The organism is Pseudomonas grandcourensis (assembly GCF_039909015.1).
Taxonomy (GTDB): Bacteria; Pseudomonadota; Gammaproteobacteria; order Pseudomonadales; family Pseudomonadaceae; genus Aquipseudomonas; species Aquipseudomonas grandcourensis.
The window spans coordinates 2,897,751-2,914,608 of sequence record NZ_CP150919.1; the positions used below are offsets into that span (position 1 = coordinate 2,897,751).

The window sequence follows — 16,858 nt, forward strand, 5'->3', positions numbered from 1 at the left end:
ACTTATCGCGGGTCAACCTATGAAAACTCTTGGGAAACGCGTTATCTCACCTTTGTCGCTGACATTGTGCCTGGCGATCCTCGGCGGCTGTGCCAGTCCGCCACCTCCTCCAGCGGTCACTCCACCCCCTCCTGAACGCACCTGCCAGGCGATGGATAAAACCGATGTCCTGGGCGATGTACGGGCTGAAGACGGGCAGGTGACCCGAGTCACCACCACGACTCGTTGCGTCACGCAGTAAATCCGGGTGTTGCGCTGTACAACAACCCCGACTTGCTCGGGGTATATCTCTGTGGGAGCAGGCTCGCTCCCACAGGGATTTGTGCTGTTCAGACGATCAGGACAGGAACCCGCCATCCACATTCAGCGAAACGCCGGTGGTGTAGCTCGACGCATCGCTGGCCAGGTACAACACAGCGCCGGCCATTTCGCTCGGGTCAGCCACGCGCTTGAGCGGGATCTGTTGCAACGCGGTGTTCAGGATGGCTTCGTTTTTCACCAACGCCGAGGCGAACTTGGTGTCGGTCAGGCCCGGCAGCAAGGCATTGCAGCGAATCCCGAATTGCGCGCATTCCTTGGCGAAGACTTTGGTCATGTTGATGACCGCTGCCTTGGTCACCGAGTAGATGCCCTGGAAGATGCCCGGCGAAACGCCGTTGATCGAGGCCACGTTGATGATGCTGCCGCCGCCGTTTTCGCGCATCAGCTTGCCGGCTTCGACCGACATGAAGAAGTAGCCGCGGATGTTCACGTCGACGGTTTTCTGGAAGGCGCTGAGGTCGGTGTCCAGCACGTTGCAGAACTGCGGGTTGGTCGCGGCGTTGTTGACCAGGATGTCCAGGCGGCCGAACTGTTCCTTGATGCCGGCGAAGACCTGACTGATCTGTTCCATTTCGCCGATGTGGCAGGCAACGGCGGTTGACTTGCCGCCGGCGGCGATGATGGCGTCGGCGACGTGCTGGCAGCCTTCGAGCTTGCGGCTCGACACGATCACGTGGGCGCCTTGCTGGGCCAGCAGTTTGGCGATGGCTTCACCGATGCCACGGCTGGCGCCGGAGACGAAAGCGATCTTGCCGTCGAGGTCGAACAACTGAGTCTTGGACATGGGATTCCCTTGTTATGAAGCCTTGTGATGTTGCTGATCAGAGGCTGGATTTCGAAATGACCTGCAGGCTCATCTGCTCCAGCAGCTTGTTCATGTGAATGAACTGCGCAAAGCGTTTGTCCTGGGTCTGGCCATGGTAGAAGCGGTAGTAGATCTGCTGCACGATGCCGGCCAGGCGGAACAGGCCGTAGGTGTAGTAGAAGTCGAAATTGTCGATGCGGATGCCCGAGCGTTCGGCGTAGTAGTCGACGAACTCGCGGCGGGTGAGCATGCCCGGCGCGTGACTCGGCTGGCGACGCATCATCTGCACCGGCGCCGGATCATCGGCTTCGATCCAGTAGGCGAGGGTGTTGCCCAGGTCCATCAGCGGGTCGCCGAGGGTGGTCAGTTCCCAGTCGAGCACACCGATGATCTGCATCGGGTTGTTCGGGTCGAGGATCACGTTGTCGAAGCGGTAGTCGTTGTGCACGATGCTGGAGGTCGGGTGGTCGGCCGGCATCTTGTCGTTGAGCCAGGCCTTGACCACGTCCCATTGCGGTGCATCGGGGGTCAGGGCCTTTTCGTAGCGATCGCTCCAGCCTTTGATCTGCCGCGCCACGTAGCCTTCGGGTTTACCCAGGTCACCCAGGCCGTAGGCGTTGTAGTCGACGCGGTGCAGTTCCACGAACTTGTCGATGAAACTCTTGCACAGGGCTTCGGTTTTCGCCGAATCCAGGCCCAGTTCCGGCGGCAGGTCCGAGCGCAGGATGATGCCGTTGACCCGTTCCATGACATAGAACTCGGCACCGATCACCGATTCGTCGGTGCAGTGCACATAAGCTTTCGGGCAGTACGGAAAACCGTCGCGCAGTTGATTGAGGATGCGGAATTCACGGCCCATGTCATGAGCCGACTTGGCCTTGTGGCCAAAGGGCGGGCGACGCAGGACGAATTCCTGTTCGGGGTATTCCAGCAAGTAAGTGAGGTTTGAAGCGCCGCCCGGAAACTGGCTGATCCGTGGCAAGCCGCTGAGCCCCGGAATATGGGCCTTGAGGTACGGATCGATCACGCTGGCATCGAGCTCTTCGCCGGTGCGGATACGGGTGGACTGGTCGTTAAGCGCCATGCTTATCCCTTCTGCTTATTCTGGGGGCCTTGAACTATTGGCTAATCTAATGGTGAGACGCGAGTGCCACAAGCGTGGCACGGTCTTATAGGTTAGCGTGTTGCAGGATAATCAGCGTTCCTGATGTGCGAGAGCACGCCCGGCGGACTATGGTTCAGGGGACCGGGTGCCACCAGGAAGGAGGATTGAAATGGGCTGTCCGCAAGTCTGTGCCAGCGCCACCCTGCAATGCAGCTTTGGCGCGGCGCCAGCCGTACTCAACGTGCTGCCGGTCAATCGCACACTGACCGCTGGCCTGCCGGCGGCGAACATCATGGATCACATCCCGCTGGTCAACATCATGCCCTTCGGTGTGTGCACGAGCCTGGCCAACCCGACGGTCGCGGCCGCCACCGCGGCGGCGTTGGGTGTGCTGACACCGATGCCCTGCATCCCGGCGACCGCCACGCCGTGGATACCGGGCGGGGCACCGACTCTGCTGCTGGGCGGCATGCCGGCCATCGATGCCAACAGCACCCTGATGTGCAACTGGGCCGGGGTGATCAAGATTGTGATGCCCGGGCAGATGCAGATGCTCATTCCCTGACTCTCACAAGCCTTCAGGCCTCGGCAGGATCACTCCAGCGCCTGAACCACCAGCGTACCCTCGAGATCGGCTTGCCCTCGGCGCCTAAGGGTCGCCCATCGGCGGCGAAACCCTGTTCCGGTTCCAGCAACTGACCATTGATATAGCGCGCCTCGACGGCGGTTTTTCCGTTGGGATGAAAGCGCTGATACCGTCCCTCGCGCACGCCATCACGGTAAAACTGTGTCTCGGCCAGTTGCCCGTCAGGGAAGTAGTTGTTCGCTTCACCGTGGAGCAGGCCCTGGCGATAAGTCGCCTTGCGTTGCAACCCGCCTTCGGGCGCAAAGAAACTGGCCACGCCGTGCAACTTGTCGCGCACATAAGGCAGTTGCGCCGAGACATTGCCATTGGGGTAATACAGCAGGCTCGTGCCCTGCAGCTCGCCCTGGCTGTAGCTCAGGTTCGCCTGAGGTCGACCGGCGTCCTTGATGCGTAGCGGGCCTTCCAGCCGGCCTTCAAGCAAACGCCCATCGAGTTGGCTGTCGCCACGCTCCAGATCAAGTTTGCTCGATGTCATTGGGTAACCCTCCTCAGTTGACCTTCACCAGCCCGCCCTTGATGGTCAGCATGCCGCCGCCGTCGACGGTTTGCTCGGCGGCGGCCTTGTTCATCAGGCTGATCCCGGCATCGTTGGTCAATGTCGTGCCCGCCTTGTTTTCCAGCGCAGTGCCGGCCTGGTTGCTCAAGGAGGTGCCGGCTTTCTGGCTGATCGAAGTGCTGGCCTCGGCGGCCAGGTCCGCGCCGCTCTTGATCGCAAAACTGCCGCCGCTTTCCAGGGTCAGGGTGCCGGTCACCTTGATGGTCAGGTTGCCGTCCACGGTCAGGCTGTAGTTGCCGGTGACCTTGTGGTCGTAGTTGCCGCCGGTGCTGTGAGTCTGGTCGGCGCCGACTTTCACCGTGCGGCTGTCCTTCACGTCAAGGCTGTCGCTGCCGGTCTGGATGGTCACGCTGCGTTTGCCTTTCTCCAGGGTCACGGTCTCGTCGCCTTCCTTCACCGTGCGCGTGCGCGCGTTCTGCACCGTCAGGGTCTCGTCGTGGCCGACGGTGGCAGTGGTGTCGTTGAGTACGTTGATCTTGAGATCCTTCTGCGCCTGCAGGAACACCTCTTCGGCGTCCTTCTTGTCCTCGAAGCGCAACTCGTTGAAACCACCGCCGCCCTTGGACGACTGGGTCTTGATCCCGGACTGGGTCTGATTGGCCGGCAGCGCATAGGGCAGGGCGTTGTCACCGTTGTAGACGCAACCGGTCACCAGTGGCCGATCGGGGTCGCCGTCGATGAAGGTCACGATCACTTCCTGGCCGATGCGCGGGATGAACTGCATCCCGAACCCCTTGCCGCTCCAGGGCAACACCACGCGCACCCAGCAGGAACTGGCTTCGTCGTTCTTGCCATCGCGGTCCCACGGGAACTGCAATTTGATGCGGCCGTATTCGTCGGTCCAGATCTCTTCGCCGGATTTGCCAACCACAATCGCCGTTTGTGTGTGCATGCGAGGCTTGGGTGTGATTCGAGTCGGGCGATAAGGCGTGGCTTTGGGGATCGCTTCGAAGCGGTTGCGGTAGTTATCGTGGCTGGCTTCGTGAGTCACCGCCGTCACCACCCAATCGATGTTCAGGCTCGCATCATCATGACCGGCGAGGGTGAACCAGTGCCCTGGCACCAGCCAGCGGCAGTCGCTTTCGCCGACAAAACGCTTCTCCTGACTGCGCAAGCCTTCAACCCGCTGCTTGGTCAGCGCATCGCCGCGGGCCTTGGCGTTGTAGCTGCCCGGATGCTCGTACATCGACCGCGGCCCGGCGACTGCTTCGGCCTGGCTGTAGAGGGCGGTGGTCGGGGTGGTGAACTCGTAATCCGTTGCCCGATAGACCCCGGCCACCGCCTGCACGCAGACTTGCCCGGAGCGAATGCCGTGCAGTTCGCGTTCGCCCATTTTCTGGCCGACGTAATTGACTTTTGGCCCGTTGGGGATCTGTACGAAAGCATCATTACTGTCACCCAGCACCAGTGTGTGCTTGCCGTCCTCGTGGGTGAAAAACCAGAAAATCCCTTCCTCTTCCAACAGGCGCGAAACGAACGCGAAGTCGGTTTCGCTGTATTGCACGCAGTACTCGCGCGGGGTGTAGCTGCCGGTGAGTTTCAGGGTGAAATCGGTGAAACCGTGAAGCTTGAAAATCGTGGTGACGATGTCTGAAGTACTGAGGTTCTGGAACACCCGGTTGTTGCTGGCCAGGGTCAGCCACCAGAGCCATGGCTTTAGAACAAGCTGATAGCGCTCGGCAGTGGCGTCGGCGGGGAGCTGGCGGATTTCGGCGACCAGTGCGTCGAAGGGCCGGGTTTTCGCGTCGTTGTGCAGGGTGGTGGTGACGTGAGTGGCGACGGCGGTGGACAGGGTGAGTGCGGCGCCGTCGTTGAGGCCATTGAGGGTTTGCGAGCCGAGTGCGTTGAGCGCTTCTTCGCCGGACAGCGACTCAGGGTAAAGTGCCGACAGCGAAGAAGCGGTGAGGGAAAGGGACGTGTTACTGTCGGTGAACCTGGGCATCGCGAGCCTTTAAATACTTATGGGATAACAAACTTATATGACATTTATTTAGACATCTTAGGGATTGGTTTTTGAGCGCTACCTTTTGTTTTTTGCATGGCTTTCGCTTGAAGTTCACTCCAGTTCAGATTTTTCCATTGCGAAAAAAATATAACTTCTATTCCCACAACAATTCCGTTTTTGTCGTAGTCAGCAAGAACTCCTTCATCGATAGGCAGGGTGTAGGCGATCTTCTCTTTAGAGAGCTTCATGTAGGCTGAGTTGGAGTCTGGGTTGTTGGTAATTTGCGTTGTCATTATGCTTCCTCGTTGCTTTAGAAGTCTTCATCTGGCCGGGGGTGTTTTAATGTTATGTCCACCAGACCGTTACTACATGTGTGCCGGTTGCGTCTGTAACGACGGAAACTGAAAATGTATTTAAAATCACCTGATAGTTAAAAAGTGGCATGTAGTAGAAGTCGAATAATTGCTGGCCAAGATAGTTTAGTACAGGAACGGCTATGGTGCTTTGATACTGGTATGTGGCGTTGTAAAGTCTGGTGTTATGTGCCTGTAAGACATAATTTCCTGCGCCTACGGTTGCCTCCACAAAAGACGTGGTTATGCTTCTCTCATACATGCGATCAATGGCGTGCTGTGAGTAGGTTAGTGGCATATCTCCTCCTGAGTTACAGTGTTTTCGTGAGGCTGTCGGATCAGGGTCTGGATAATATTTTTTTATTCCAGCTCCCACTGAATCAAGTTCTTAGTCATCTGCGTCATCACAGTGAAAAAAGAAAAAAGGGGCAGATTTATTTTCACCTGCCTGGGTGATCCAGGCTTGTAGGTTGTTAAAGGAGGTTGTGACCGCAGCTACAATGGCCCCCTGATTTTGCGGGGTTGAGTCGGCCCAGAGTTGCGGGTCAGTGCGGCTGCTATTAATCCGAGCCGCCAGTTGTGTGGTTGTAAATGCCATATAAACACTCCTTGTTTCCACTGCATTGGTTTGCATTGCCCTAAAAACGGGGTGGGCTTCATGCTGTCTTCACTCCAACACCCACTCCGCCAACTTCCCCGTCACCTGCGTCATCAAAACATTCTCGACATCCCGAGCCCCGGCAGCACTGCACTTGGCCAACACCGCCTGCACAATCCCGGCATCGAACTCGAACTGCTTTCCGGTCGCGGCCTTATACCTCCCGCGCAATTTCTCCAGCTTCGCCAACACAATCCCTTCCAGCGTCGCCTCATCCAGCGGTCGATAAGCGACCACGGTCATGCGCGCGAGAAACGCCGGGCGGAAGGCTTGCAGCAGAACCTTGTGCAAGGCTTCGTTAAAGGTATCGGTTCCAAGTTGTGCCACCGGTGTGTCGAGCAACAGTTCGGCGCCCACGTTACTGGTGGCGAGCATCACAGTGTTTTTGAAGTCCACCACCAATCCGGTGCCGTCTTCCATCACGCCTTTGTCGAACACGTTGTAGAAGGCTTCGAGCACATCCGGATGGGCCTTCTCGATTTCATCCAGCAGAACCACCGAATAGGGTTTGCGCCGTACCGCTTCAGTCAGTACGCCGCCACTGCCATAACCGACGTAACCGGGCGGGGCGCCCTTGAGTTGGCTGACGGTGTGGGCTTCCTGGTATTCCGAGAGGTTGATGCTGATCAGGTTGCGTTCGCCGCCATACAGTGCGTCGGCCAAGGCGTAAGCGGTTTCGGTTTTACCGACGCCCGTAGGGCCGACCAGCAGAAACACGCCGACCGGTTTTTGCGGGTCGGTGAGGCCGGCGCGGTAAGCCTGCAGGCGCTGGGCGATGGTACCCAGCGCGATGCTTTGGCCCATGACGCGTAACCCCATGCGCTGGCCGAGGGTGCGCACGGCGTGGGCTTCGTCGGCGAGCATTTTGCCGACCGGGATGCCGGTCCAGCCGGCGATGACAGCGGCGACGGTTTTTGCATCGACCTGTTCCGGCACCAGTGGATCGTCCTGGCGAATGGCGTCGAGTCCGGCTTCCAGGCGCACCAGTTCGGCGGCCAGATGGTCGATGCGGCTGTCGATGGCTTCGTCCGGTTTGTCGCTGTCGGCGCGTTCGCTCAAGGTCAGCAATTCACTGCGGGTTTCCAGCAGTTCGCGCACCGCAACCCGTTCTTCATTCCAGCGCACTTCCAGTTCGCGGATCGCTTGCACATTCGCCACGGATTCGGTTTCAAGCAGGGTGATGCGCTCGCGGTGATCGAGCCCGGTAGCCTGTTCGCGGCGCAGGCGTTCGACTTCGTCCTTGAGGCTGTTCTGCCGGTGACGCAGGCTTTCCAGCGGTGGCGGCACATCGTGCTGACCGAGGGCGACCCGGGCGCAGGCGGTGTCGAGCACGCTGATGGCTTTGTCCGGCAACTGGCGCCCGGAGATGTAGCGGTGGGACAGTTTCACCGCTTCGTGGATGGCCGCGTCGAGCACTTGCACGCCGTGGTGCTGTTCGAGTTTGGCGGCAACCCCGCGGAGCATTTCCACCGCAGTGGTTTCGTCCGGTTCCTCGACTTGCACCAGTTGAAAACGGCGGGCGAGGGCCGGGTCTTTCTCGAAGTATTTTTTGTACTCCAGCCACGTGGTGGCGGCCAGGGTGCGCAACTCGCCACGGGCCAGCGCCGGTTTGAGCAGGTTGGCCGCGTCGCTGCCGCCTTCCGCACCTCCGGCACCGATCAGGGTGTGGGCTTCGTCGATGAACAAGATGATCGGTTTTTCCGCGCTGCGTACGGCGTCGATCACCCCTTTGAGACGTTGTTCGAACTCGCCCTTGACCCCGGCGCCGGCCTGCAGCAGGCCGAGATCGAGCACACGCAAGCTGACTTCCTGCAAGGACGGCGGCACATCACCGGCCGCGATGCGCAGGGCCAGGCCTTCGACCACGGCGGTCTTGCCCACGCCCGGAGCGCCAACCAGAATCGGATTGTTCTGCCGACGGCGCAGCAGGATGTCGATGCATTGGCGAATCTCGCCGTCGCGGCCGACGATGGGGTCGATGCACCCGGCGTGGGCGTCGGCGGTCAGGTCCTGGGTGAACTGCTCCAGAACGGAGTCCTGTTTCGGTGCCGGGCTGCCGGCACTCACCGTACGTTTACCGCCGACGTGCTCGCGAGAGTTTTCGGTCCATTCCAGCAGGTTGCTGCGCAAAGCCTCCCGGGGAATCTTCAACAGTGATGACGCGCTGTTGAGCAACAGGCTGCGGCGCTCGTCACGGTCGATCAAGGCAAGTAGCAGCAACCCTGAGCGAATGCTCTCCAGCCCCAGCACACTGGCCTGCACCACCGCGTCTTCGAGCAACCCGGTGGTGTGCGACGACAATGCCGGAGTGCGCGTGCTGCCGGACTTGAAGAGCTCCAGCGCTTTGTTGATTTCCGCCGTCAAGGCGTCGCGCTCCAGGCCGAAGCGCGGCAGCAGATAAGCGAAGTCTCCGCCCTCGATGTCCAGCAACTCCAGCAGCAGGTGTTCGATTTCAACGTAGTGGTGGCCTCGCTGCAGACAGCGTTGTGCGGCCCGCTCCAGGGCGCGGCGGTTGTCCGGATTGAGGCGTCCGATCAGGCTGGCCAGTTCCATGTTCAGGTGATCTCCAGCTGACGAAGACGGGTTTCGATGCGTTGCACCGCCAGGCTGGTCTGGCGTTGCAGGCCGCCATTCCAGCTGAGCAGTGGCGGCGCCTGGCGACCGAGTTTGATTGGGCCGGCACCGCGCACCAGCAGCACCAGGGTGCAATCCAGGTCCGGGCCAAAATACAGTGCGCTGAGGCTGGCCAGCACCGGGTGGGACTCGCCATCGGGCAGGAACCGCGCCGCCTGGGCAGAGGTCAGCGGGCCAAGGGTCAGGCGGATGCCGGCATGTTCATCCCAGACCCGGGTACCGGCCACTGCCGTGCGACCCAGTTGCAGGTTGCGGCCGCCGGGGATCATGCGGCTGCGACTGGCGGGCGGGATCTCGCGCCAGGCACCTTCGTAGGCGCTGAGTTCAACCGGCAGTTCGAATTGCTCACGCACGATGGCGGCGAAACCGGCGAGGGAGCGGCGCCCATCGGCGAACAGCGCGCTGCACGCCAGCACGGCACAATCAGGTACGGCCTGACGCTCGCGCAAGGCTTTGGGCAGCAACCCGGTCAGGGCCCGCAACTGCGACTGCACCGCTGAGGCACCGGGGACGGTGAACCCCACGGCAATCCGGTGTTTGCGCATCACTTTGTACAAAAGGCTCAGCAGCCGATGCTGAAACAGATCGAGAAATTCAGCGGGCGCGTAATCCTTGGCCCGCGCGCGTTGCTGCAACCATTCCTGATAGGCGTAGGGCAGCGGGCCGTCGGGACCGCCGAGGCCGAACACCGGGGTACTGAGGACCGGTTGCTGGCCGGGCTCCTGGGTCAGGCTTTCGATTTCGCTGGCGGCAAACAGCGGCGTCAACGGGCCGCGCAGGCGCAGTGCTTCCGCTTGCGGGGCGGTGCCGCTGCCCAGAGATTCGGCTTGCGGATGTTCGCGCTCGAGCAGCAACAGTGCCTGCAACAGTTCGAACCCTTGGGGATCCCGGCGCAGTCGTTGGCTCAGGCTCAGAGGGACAGTGGCATGCCGGCTTGGGGTTGCCATGTCTTCACCTCCCTGTCTGATTGAACCAGCACCGTGCGCACGAAACGGTTAGCGGTGGCATAGAGTGAAAAGAACTGCGCAAGCACCGCTGAAAACAACACCGCGCTGCTGCCGACGAAATGCTGCGGGTCAAGTTGCAGGCGCACTTCCAGTCCATTGCGCCAGCCACGCCAGGCGTCTTCGCCGACATGGGCGATGACGCGCTCACAACCGAGGCTGAGCAGGCCTTCGATTTGCCGCCAGGCGCTGGCCTCGTCACGCAGGTTGTGCAGCTGGAGGATTTCCTTGAGTGCATCCAGCGCCTGTGGACCTTCGACCAGTGACAAATGATTGAGGGTCAGTTGTGAGACCAGCCGCCAGCGCGACTCGCCATCCAGTCGCGGCACACTTTGCGGGCTGGGCGGGTTGCGCAGGCGTGCCCAGGCCACCGGGCCCGGGCGTTCAAAGCCTAACGGTGTGCCGGCCGGCAGGCTTTGCGCCAGGTGCCGATTGGTGCAGAGCAGTTCAGCGGTGAGGCTGTAGTCGACGGCCTCGGACAACGGGTCGAATCGGGTGTCCACCAGGCTCACCAGCAAGTCGGTGCCTAGACGATTGGGGGTCATGCCGCTGACACGTCGGGCATGCCAGTAGCACTGTTTATCGGTGCCGCCATGTTGGCTGCCGTAATAGGCCGGAACTCGCTGAACCCCGCGACTGGACGTGGCGCGCATTGCCCGGATGCTATGGATCTCGACGCTGTTTTCCCGGTGGCTGTCGGCGACCAGGCGGTATTCGCTGCGGGTTCCGTCCGGGCGCAGTGGCTCTGAGGTTCGCGGGAACAGATTGATCACCGGCGTGCAGCCCAGTGCAAGATCGCTGGCCTGAAGGTGCAGGCGATTGGTCGGGGCGCGGTCGAAGATGATGTACAGGTAAAGCGCCTGACTGTCGCTGGCGGCGCTCGCCAGTGGCAGGTCGAAGAAGTTGAATTTGTCCGCGAAGGCAAAGTACTCGGCGAGCAGGCGCATGCCGGGGTGCACGCCATCCTCGTCCGGCAGCAACCCTTCATCGCTGGCAAAACCGACGATCTGCGGCAGCCCGACAAGGGCTTTCGGCACGCTGCCGACGGGGCCGGCCAGGACCTTCACGGCATGGGCGCCGAGCAGATCGTAGAGGCAGGCGTTGACCACCGGGGACGCACACAGGTGGACGCGCAACTGTTCGATGCCCAGCGTTGACCACTGGCTGTCACCGAGGCAGCGCAAGCCGAGTCGCAACGCCGAACGCGCCTGGACAACGCCGGTCAGGGCCTGGGCTTCATCGCTGCCCAGCAGCAACGCCTCGGTGATTTCCACCGGCCACAGACGCACGGGTGCACTGGTGCGAAAGTGGATGCTTTCGCCTTTGCCGGTGGTGACGAACAGCGGCGTGTCGCGAGGCAACGGGTAGCCGCCGTCGAGATTGCCTTTGCTCGGGTCCGGCTGGAACTGCACGATCGCGCAGGACGGCAGCGGGCGCATCGCCAATGGATAGAGTTGTTCGAGCAGGGCATCGCTGAACTCGGCGTAGTCGTCATCGAGCCGGCGTTGCAGGCGGGCGGCCAGCAGTGCGAACCCCTCAAGCAGCCGTTCGACGTGGGGGTCGGGGCATTCGTCGGGGGACAACTCCAGCCGCCTGGCCACCTTGGGGTAGCGCTCGGCGAAAATGCCGCCGGCATGGCGCAGCCAGGTCAGTTCCCGCTGGTAGTAATCGAGCAGTTGCGGGTCAATCGAGTCGCTCATGACGCACCTCAAGGCCATCGCTTGCCTTCTCGATGACAAATGCCACGGGCCAGTGCTGCTGGCCGCTGCGCAACTCGCCGAGCAGGCGGATGCTCAGTTGCTGCGGATGGTCGGGGACTGGATTGACCTGAACCTCGCCCAGTTTCAGGCGCGGTTCGAAATGGTTGATGGCCTCGCGCACTTCCCGCACCAACTGCCGTCGGTCATCGCTACGCTGCTGTTGCAGGGCGGTCCAGTCAGCGAGGCCGTAGTCGAGAATGCTCGGTGGCGAGGTCAGGGCACGAGGGCCGCGTCGGGTGTTGAACAGGCGCAACAGTTCCGTGCGGACCGAGTCGAGCAGGTCCTGGAGGTCGAACACGTGTTGCGTGTCGACCTCGCTTGCGGCCAGTCGCTCGAACAGCGGCGGGAGGAGGGAGCCTGCCATGGCCGATGCGCCCGGTTACTTGACGAGCTTGTTGGCGGCCATGTCCCAGGTCGAGGCGGCCGTGCCTTCCTTGGTGCCGTCGTCTTTCTGCGCGGTCAGCTCCCATTTGATTTTGGTGAAGTTCAGCGACAGGGTTTCCACGGGCTTGCCGCCTGTACCGCCGCTGACGCTGACGTTGGACAGCACCACGTTGGTCAGGGTGTAGATGATGAACGGCATCAGTTGACCGCTGCCTTCAGCGGCGTTGCGGCCGATGATGACTTTGGCTTCCGGGATCGGTTTGCCGGCACAGCAATATTCGTTGAGGGAGGGTGTGGAGCTGTCGACGAATTTGGTCAGCGTGAACTCGCCGATGTGCGGCTTGCCGGAGGTCCGTTCCGAGTTGCTGACGTCGTTGGTCACCTGCATGGCCACGTTGTGGCTGTAGGACATGACTTCGATCTTGTCCTTGTAGCCCTCGAGCAGACTGTCGCCTTTGATGTCGCCGCCGAGGTCGAGAATAATTGCATCCATCGCATGAAACTCCTGAAGGTTATCGCGCTAGATAAGCAGGGAACTCCCGTCGGGCCGGCCGACGGGAGCGGGGCAGGTCAGGCGGCGACCGGTGGCGGCAGGGTGGCCACCAGGCGGATCGAGGCGGTCAGCTCCTCAAGCTGGAAGTGTGGCCGCAGGAATACCGTGGCCTTGTAGGCACCCGGCTTGCCCGCGACTTCCGTCACATCGACCCGCGCTTCACGCAACGGGTACTGCGCCTTGATCTCCTGCGGCGCGTTGTCGTTGATCAGAACGTAGTCGGCGATCCAGTTGTTGAGGTAGGTCTGCACGTTGTCGCGGGTCATGAAACTGCCGACCTTGTCGCGCATGATCACCTTCAGGTAATGCGCGAAACGCGAGGCCGCGAGCACGTACGGCAGCATCGCCGAAATCCGCGCGTTGGCGTTGGCCTCGTTGGTGTTGTAGAGCTTGGACTTGTTGGTGGTCTGGCCGCCGAAGAACACGGCCACGTCGCTGTTTTTCTTGTGGCACAGGGCGATGAACCCCAGGTCGTTGAGCTCTTTTTCCCGGCGGTCGGTGATGGCCACTTCGGTCGGGCACTTGAGCGACAGGTCGCCGGAGGTGGTGCGGAAGGTGTGGGCCGGCAAGCCTTCGACCGCGCCGCCGCCTTCAGCTCCGCGAATCGCCGCGCACCAGCCGTATTTGGCGAAGGCTTCGGTGATGCGTTGCGACAAGGCCCAGGCGGCGTTGCCCCACAGGTATTTGCCGTGGTCGCTGCCGTTGACGTCCTCGACATAATTGATGCCTTCCACCGGCGAGGTGTCCGGGCCATAAGGCAACCGCAGCAGGAAATGCGGCAGCACCAGCGAGACGTAGCGAGAGTCTTCGCTTTCGCGGAAGGCGCGCCACTTGATCAGTTCCTGGCTCTCGAACACTTTCGACAGGTCACGGGGCACGGCCAGTTCGGTGAAGCTGTTCATGTCGAACAGTCGGGGACTGGCGGCGGCAATGAACGGCGCGTGGGCTGCGGCGGCGACGTTCGACAGTTTTTCCAGCAGGCCGATGTCCTGCGGGTGCCGGCCGAAGGTGTAGTCACCGACGAGCAGGCTGAAGGGGTGGCCACCGAAGGTGCCGTATTCCTCTTCGTAGATCTTTTTGAACAGCGCGCTCTGGTCGAACTCGACGGCCTTTTCCAGATCGTTCTGCAGCTCTTTCTGGGTGACGTTGAGCAGGCGCAATTTCAACCGGGAACTGGTTTCGGTGTTTTGCACCAACAGGTGCAGGCCGCGCCAGGAGGCTTCGATTTTCTGTAGCTCGGGGTGGTGCAGCACCTCGTTGAGTTGTGCGCTGATCAACTGGTCGATCTGGCTGATGCGATCGTTGATCATCGCCACGGTGTCCTTGTCGATGGCCATGCCTTCGTCGAGGACCTGGGTGGCGAACTCCGCGAGCATGTCGCGGGCATAGTCCTGCTGGCTATCGTCGTGGGCCATGCGGCCTTCGGCGATGATGCGGTCTAGCAGGGACAGGCTTTGCGTGGTGCTTTCACTGGTGTTGGCGCTGGCTGAAGCGGGCATGGCGACGTCTCCCTAAGTGAATGAGTGATCAGGCTTGCGGTTCGGCCGGTGCTTCGCTGTCGCCTGCGGGGGCGGCGGTATCCGGACGGGCAGACTTGATCTCTTGCAGGCCTTCGGTATTAGCGATGACGTCGCGCAGCAGTTTGTCCAGGTCATCGTTACCGTCGAGCTTGGTCAGCAGGTCGCGCAGACGCTGACGCGCTTCGAAGAGGCGCCGCAGCGGGGTCACTTGTTCGACGACCTTCACCGGGTCGAAGTCGTCGATGTGCTTGAAGTTGAGTTCGATGTTGAGCTTGCTGTCGTCGCCAGTGAGGGTGTTGGTGACTTGCAAGGTGGCGCGGGGGGCAATCGAGGCGAGCACTTCGTTGAAGTTGTCGCGGTCGATCTCGGTGAAGCGTCGTTCATTGAGCTTGGGAAGGGGCTCGAGCGGCTTGCCGGAAAGGTCGGCCAGAATACCGACGACCAACGGCAGTTCTTTTTTCTCGATGGCGTTGCCGATTTCGACGTCGTAGGTGATTTGCACCCGGGGTGGGCGGACCCTGTCGAGCTTGTGCTGAGTACTTTCGGCCATGTTGGCTGACTCCGATGCATGAGCGGGCGCAATGCATCGGGAGGCCCGCTCATCGCTTTCCCTTGCTGGACCGTAGGTTAGAAAGGGTGGCAGATGGACCTGTCGTTCCTTTGACAAACCTTCCACATTCGGCATGGGGGGCCGAACTATCCAAGACGCTAGAACAGGTCTATAAAAATGCAAGGGAAAAACTTTTTTGGACCGAACCGGGAAAAGGAAAATTCATTTTGTGTGCACGTTTTTTTGCATTCGCCCTGTTCCTGACCCTCTCCGGGTGCTCGTTTTTCGGGCCTCGGGTGGACCTCGATAACCTGACCCTGGACGTCGCGCCGAAGGCCAACGACGACACGCCGATTGCCGTGGATTTCATCGCCGTCAATGATCCGGATCTGCTCAAGCAGTTGTCGGGCATCACGGCGCGGCAGTGGTTCGCCGAGCGCGATCAATACCAGCGCGACTACCGGCAACTGATGACGGTTTGGGGGCTGGAGCTGGTGCCCGGCCAGTTCATCGACAAACAACCCTTCCCGCTGGGGGGCAAGCGGGCAACTGGACTTTTGGTCTTCGCCAGCTATAACACTCCCGGAGCACACCGGTTACGGCTCGATGACCAGAGCGATGCCTGGCTCAAGTTCGACAGTCGCGAGATGACGCTGGTCAGCAATACTCCGCAGTGAACGCATTGCCAGGCCGCTGGTTTGCGCGGCGACGTAGACGTCGAAGGGAGTCGTATGAGCCTGTTACCTGACGCGGTTTGCTGGCACGAGGGCATGCAATTGCTGCCCCAGCATTTTCAGTTGCAAGGGCTGCGAGCGGAGGCGTTGGTGGCGCATTTTGCCCAGGCCTGCAATCCATGGTTCTGGGGTGTCAATCGGGTCGAGTTCGACCCCGGCGCATTGAGTGCCGGACTGGTGCGGTTGCTCGATCTGCAAGCAACGCTGCCCGACGGTTTGCCGATCAATCTGCAAGTGGGTGTCGGGCCGGCGCTGGAGCTCGATGTCAGCGAAGCGGTCAACGCTTCGGAAAACGCTACGGTTACTGTGTACTTGGCCGTCAGCCCGTTATGGCGTGCCGGTCAATTGCTGCCGCTCAAGGGCCGGCTGCAATCGGTGATCGGCGATGCGTTGCCGGATTTGACCAGCGGTGAGTACCCCGAGTCGATCACGGTATGGCGTCCGAATCCGCGGTTGTGCACGCAACTGAACAAGGCCGACTCAATCTGTTTGCCACTGCTGAAAATCCGCAAGGAGGGTGGTGGTTTCCTTTCGCTGCCCTACACACCGCCCACGCCGTGCCTGCTGCCCGAGTCGGTGCTGGGTCGCCGGGTGGCCGGGCTGTGTGCCAGAGCGCGGGAGAAATGCATGTTCCTGGCCGGCCGTCTGCGCCAGGCGCAACAGGCCGGCAATCAAGACGATGCGCTGGAAATCCGTCGACAACTGACGGCGCTCTGGGCGCGCCTGCCGGAGGTCGAGGGGATGCTGAACAGCCGATTGGCCACCCCACAGGCATTGCACGGTTTGTTGCTCGGGCTGGCCGGTGCCTGGTCCGCGCTGGACCCTTTGGCCGGGGTTCCACCGTTCGCCCCCCTGGATTTTCTCGAGCTGCAGCGCGGTTATGAACCGGTCCTGGACTGGCTCGAAACAACCCTCGAGTTGATCCGCGCCGGCTATCGCAGCCTGCCGTTCGAACGCAGCGAGCAGAGCTTCTCGATTCAACTGCCGGACGATCAACCGAGCCAGCGTCTGGTCATCGGTTTGCGCATGCCCAACGGCAGCAGCGAACAGGCGGCCGGCGAATGGCTGAGCGGCGCGATCATCGCCTCGGCGCCGCATGTTCCCTTGCTCAGTCGCCAGCGCATGAGCGGTTTGCCCCATGAGGCGATGAGCCGTAACGAGCAAGTGGCCTACAGCGTCGGCGACGACACGCGGTTGTTTGTGGTGACGGCCGAGGGTCAATGGTTCGACGGGCAATTGCCGTTGCTGATTGTCGCGCCGGCCGCCAAGCCGGCTAGCAGCCCATGGCAAGTGGTGTTGTTTGTGGCACAGGCCGGTGAAAGTGCCTGAT

The 16,858-nt window shown here is 61.2% G+C and carries 17 protein-coding genes; 3 read left to right on the top strand and 14 right to left on the bottom strand.

From position 1 onward, the window contains the following. Positions 1–337 precede the first annotated feature (337 nt). Together AABM52_RS13075 and AABM52_RS13080 are read right to left on the bottom strand one after the other, a co-directional pair. Entirely contained in the window at positions 338–1,105 is a 768-nt protein-coding gene (locus AABM52_RS13075; protein ID WP_347912156.1) for an SDR family oxidoreductase, read from the bottom strand. A gap of 37 nt (positions 1,106–1,142) precedes the next feature. Beyond that, entirely contained in the window at positions 1,143–2,210 is a 1,068-nt protein-coding gene (locus AABM52_RS13080; protein WP_347912157.1) for a phosphotransferase family protein, read from the bottom strand. Positions 2,211–2,400: 190 nt separating this feature from the next. On the opposite strand from AABM52_RS13080, the gene AABM52_RS13085 reads away from it, so the two are divergent. Then, positions 2,401–2,796 (top strand): DUF4280 domain-containing protein, encoded by a 396-nt coding sequence (locus tag AABM52_RS13085; protein WP_046037262.1) that lies wholly within the window; start codon positions 2,401–2,403, stop codon positions 2,794–2,796. A gap of 13 nt (positions 2,797–2,809) precedes the next feature. Here the strand turns inward: AABM52_RS13085 and AABM52_RS13090 are convergent, their stop codons facing one another. The 12 genes from AABM52_RS13090 to tssB form a co-directional block, all read right to left on the bottom strand. Further along, on the bottom strand, positions 2,810–3,352 hold the full coding sequence (locus tag AABM52_RS13090; protein ID WP_347912158.1) for a toxin-antitoxin system YwqK family antitoxin: 543 nt from the start codon (positions 3,350–3,352) through the stop codon (positions 2,810–2,812). 13 nt (positions 3,353–3,365) lie between these two features. After that, positions 3,366–5,375: a type VI secretion system tip protein TssI/VgrG gene (tssI, locus tag AABM52_RS13095; protein ID WP_347912159.1), complete on the bottom strand. Its 2,010-nt coding sequence runs from the start codon at positions 5,373–5,375 to the stop codon at positions 3,366–3,368. Positions 5,376–5,419: 44 nt separating this feature from the next. After that, positions 5,420–5,671 (bottom strand): DUF2283 domain-containing protein, encoded by a 252-nt coding sequence (locus tag AABM52_RS13100; RefSeq protein WP_008017511.1) that lies wholly within the window; start codon positions 5,669–5,671, stop codon positions 5,420–5,422. 52 nt (positions 5,672–5,723) lie between these two features. Then, the gene (locus AABM52_RS13105) at positions 5,724–6,029 is read right to left on the bottom strand and encodes a hypothetical protein (protein WP_347912161.1); all 306 of its coding nucleotides are present in this window, start codon (positions 6,027–6,029) and stop codon (positions 5,724–5,726) included. A gap of 90 nt (positions 6,030–6,119) precedes the next feature. Continuing rightward, positions 6,120–6,329: a hypothetical protein gene (locus tag AABM52_RS13110; protein WP_347912162.1), complete on the bottom strand. Its 210-nt coding sequence runs from the start codon at positions 6,327–6,329 to the stop codon at positions 6,120–6,122. A 69-nt stretch (positions 6,330–6,398) separates the two neighbouring features. After that, on the bottom strand, positions 6,399–8,942 hold the full coding sequence (gene tssH / locus AABM52_RS13115; protein WP_347912163.1) for a type VI secretion system ATPase TssH: 2,544 nt from the start codon (positions 8,940–8,942) through the stop codon (positions 6,399–6,401). A gap of 2 nt (positions 8,943–8,944) precedes the next feature. Further along, positions 8,945–9,970 (bottom strand): type VI secretion system baseplate subunit TssG, encoded by a 1,026-nt coding sequence (gene tssG, locus AABM52_RS13120; protein ID WP_347912164.1) that lies wholly within the window; start codon positions 9,968–9,970, stop codon positions 8,945–8,947. After that, positions 9,934–11,727: a type VI secretion system baseplate subunit TssF gene (gene tssF, locus AABM52_RS13125; RefSeq protein ID WP_347912165.1), complete on the bottom strand. Its 1,794-nt coding sequence runs from the start codon at positions 11,725–11,727 to the stop codon at positions 9,934–9,936. Before tssF ends, tssG begins: the two co-directional genes overlap by 37 nt. Beyond that, positions 11,711–12,151, bottom strand: coding sequence for a type VI secretion system baseplate subunit TssE (tssE, locus tag AABM52_RS13130; RefSeq protein WP_347912166.1), 441 nt, complete (start codon positions 12,149–12,151; stop codon positions 11,711–11,713). The genes tssF and tssE overlap by 17 nt, the downstream gene beginning before the upstream one ends. A gap of 15 nt (positions 12,152–12,166) precedes the next feature. Then, positions 12,167–12,664: an Hcp family type VI secretion system effector gene (locus AABM52_RS13135; RefSeq protein ID WP_008046674.1), complete on the bottom strand. Its 498-nt coding sequence runs from the start codon at positions 12,662–12,664 to the stop codon at positions 12,167–12,169. 77 nt (positions 12,665–12,741) lie between these two features. After that, positions 12,742–14,223, bottom strand: a complete 1,482-nt coding sequence (gene tssC / locus AABM52_RS13140; protein WP_008017523.1) for a type VI secretion system contractile sheath large subunit — start codon at positions 14,221–14,223, stop codon at positions 12,742–12,744. A 28-nt stretch (positions 14,224–14,251) separates the two neighbouring features. Next, positions 14,252–14,794, bottom strand: a complete 543-nt coding sequence (gene tssB, locus AABM52_RS13145; protein WP_008046673.1) for a type VI secretion system contractile sheath small subunit — start codon at positions 14,792–14,794, stop codon at positions 14,252–14,254. Between the two features lie 227 nt (positions 14,795–15,021). On the opposite strand from tssB, the gene AABM52_RS13150 reads away from it, so the two are divergent. After that, on the top strand, positions 15,022–15,471 hold the full coding sequence (locus AABM52_RS13150; protein ID WP_347912168.1) for a type VI secretion protein: 450 nt from the start codon (positions 15,022–15,024) through the stop codon (positions 15,469–15,471). Positions 15,472–15,525: 54 nt separating this feature from the next. After that, positions 15,526–16,857, top strand: coding sequence for a type VI secretion system baseplate subunit TssK (tssK, locus tag AABM52_RS13155; RefSeq protein ID WP_347912169.1), 1,332 nt, complete (start codon positions 15,526–15,528; stop codon positions 16,855–16,857). Position 16,858 lies beyond the last annotated feature (1 nt).